This is a genomic window from Zavarzinia sp., from assembly GCF_049306435.1.
In the GTDB taxonomy this organism is placed as follows: Bacteria; Pseudomonadota; Alphaproteobacteria; order Zavarziniales; family Zavarziniaceae; genus Zavarzinia.
In genome coordinates this window covers 1-2,054 of sequence record NZ_JBAQRT010000201.1, presented here as the reverse complement: position 1 = coordinate 2,054, position 2,054 = coordinate 1, and the positions used below count along the sequence as shown (strand labels likewise).

Here is a 2,054-nt window from a genome sequence, read left to right as displayed (position 1 = left end):
CAGCCGGCGGCGGCCAGCAGGGCGTCGTCGCCCTCGAGGCTGGCCGCCCGGTCGACGACGACGAGATCGGCCGGCACCGATGCCACGTCGGACAGGTTTCCCAGGCGGGTGACGGCGAAGCCCGCGTCGGCCAGCGGATCGGCCAGGGCGCGCGCCAGCACCTCGTCGGCGACGGCGACGAGGATGCGAGGGGGCGGGGCCTTGGTCCGGGGGCGATTCGTCATGCCCCGGGATTCTGCGGCCGGTCGGGCGATGCTGCAAGCAAGGCCTGCGGCGGCGAGGCCGCCGTTGAAGACAACGCACGTGGCGGCGATGCCGACGTTGAAGGCCCTGCGGCGGCGAGGCCGCCGGTGAGGGTAAGGCGTGTGGCGGATCTGCCGATGGCGCGGGAGAGTCATGCCGGGGCGTCGTTCATCACGGGCTGCAACGGCGTGCGACTTGTGCTTAGACTGCGCGCCATGTCTTCGCCCTTTGGTCCCGCACCCGTTTCCGCCCTCGTGGTCGTCGATCGCGCCGTCTCCGAATTGCGGCGTGGCCTCGACGTCGTTGTCACCGACGATGCCGGCCAGCGCCTGCGCATCGCCGCCGCCGAATATGCGACGCCGGACCGTCTGGCCGGTTTCGCGGGCGAGAATGCCCGGCTGTTGCTGACCAGCCGGCGGGCCGCCACGCTGAAACTGCGGCCGCTGGTCGGCGATCCCATCGCCCTGCCGCTGGCGGGCCAGCTCGATGCCGCGACCATCGCTTCCCTCGCGGATCCGACGCTTGATCTCGACAATCCCCTGCGCGGGCCGTTCTCGATCCTGCGGCGGGCGCCGATGGCGGCGGAATTCGCCGCCGTGAAGCTGATGAAACTGGCGCGCCTGTTGCCGGCCGCCCTTGTCGTCGAGGCGACGGCGGCGGACGATGGGCTGCTGGAAGTTTCAGCCTCGGCGATCACGGATTACGACGACGCGGCGGCCCGGGGCCTGCGCATCGTCTCCGACGCGCGGGTGCCGCTGGCCGATGCCGAACAGGCGCGGATCATCGGCTTTCGCCCGGCGGATGGCGGGATCGAGCATCTGGCGATCCTGATCGGCGATCCGCCCCGGCGCGAGCCGGTGCTGAGCCGGCTGCATTCCGAATGTTTCACCGGCGATCTTCTGGGCTCCCTGCGCTGCGATTGCGGTGAGCAGTTGCGCGGGGCGATTCGCACCATCGCGGCGGCGGGTGGCGGCGTCGTCCTGTATCTCGCGCAGGAAGGCCGGGGCATCGGCCTCATGAACAAGCTGAAGGCTTACCGCCTGCAGGATCAGGGCTTCGACACGGTCGAGGCCAACGAGCGCCTGGGCTTCGACCCGGACGAGCGCATCTTCCGCCCCGCGGCGGAAATGCTGCGGCTGATGGGTTTCGATGCCGTGCGGCTGCTGACCAATAATCCCGAGAAGGTCGCCGGGCTGAAGGCCAGCGGCATCAATGTGGTCGAGCGGGTGCCCCACGCCTTCCCCGCCAACAATCACAATGAATTCTATCTCGCGACCAAAAAGGCCAAGAGCGGCCATCTGCTGTGACGTTTTCGCCCGGCAGAAGCTGCCGGGTGCCGTCATGCCTTCGGATAAACCTTTGATTTGATTGGAACTCCTTCTGGCCCGGGGCTTGCAGCGCCCCAAGGGACCGGGAGGAGCCCATCATGACAGCCGTAGCACCGACGACGACCGAGACGAATGCCCGCGACACCGCGAGGCCGCCCCGGCTGCTGCCGGGAAAACGGGGCGAGATGAGCGCCGGGGAGGCCGATTTCTTCGCCCCCTCGAAACCGGGCGACCCTGACCTGACCTTCGGCGAGGTGCTCGACGTGATCAATCCCCTGCAGCATATCCCCCTGGTCTCGACCCTCTATCGCAGCCTGACCGGCGATACCATCAGCCCCGCCGCCCGCATTGTCGGCGGCGCGCTTTATGGTGGTCCGCTCGGCGCGGGCGTCGCCATGGCCGGTGCGATCGTCGAGCAGTCGGCGGGCGCGCCGGTGGAAACCCTGGCCCTGCGCGGCCTCGGCCTCGAGGGCGGTGGTGAGG

Annotated in this window: 2 protein-coding genes and 1 pseudogene; 2 read left to right on the top strand and 1 reads right to left on the bottom strand. The window is 69.4% G+C overall.

Translation table 11 applies throughout. The annotated features are described in order from the left end of the window. Positions 1–224, bottom strand: a 224-nt coding sequence (locus WAZ62_RS11305) for a hypothetical protein (protein ID WP_422643628.1), incomplete at its 3' end; no start/stop codon positions are given. Between the two features lie 141 nt (positions 225–365). Here WAZ62_RS11305 and ribA point away from each other — a divergent pair. Next, on the top strand, positions 366–1,550 hold the full coding sequence (ribA, locus tag WAZ62_RS11300; protein WP_422643627.1) for a GTP cyclohydrolase II: 1,185 nt from the start codon (positions 366–368) through the stop codon (positions 1,548–1,550). 119 nt (positions 1,551–1,669) lie between these two features. Then, positions 1,670–2,054: pseudogene (locus WAZ62_RS11295) on the top strand (hypothetical protein); the annotation flags it as partial.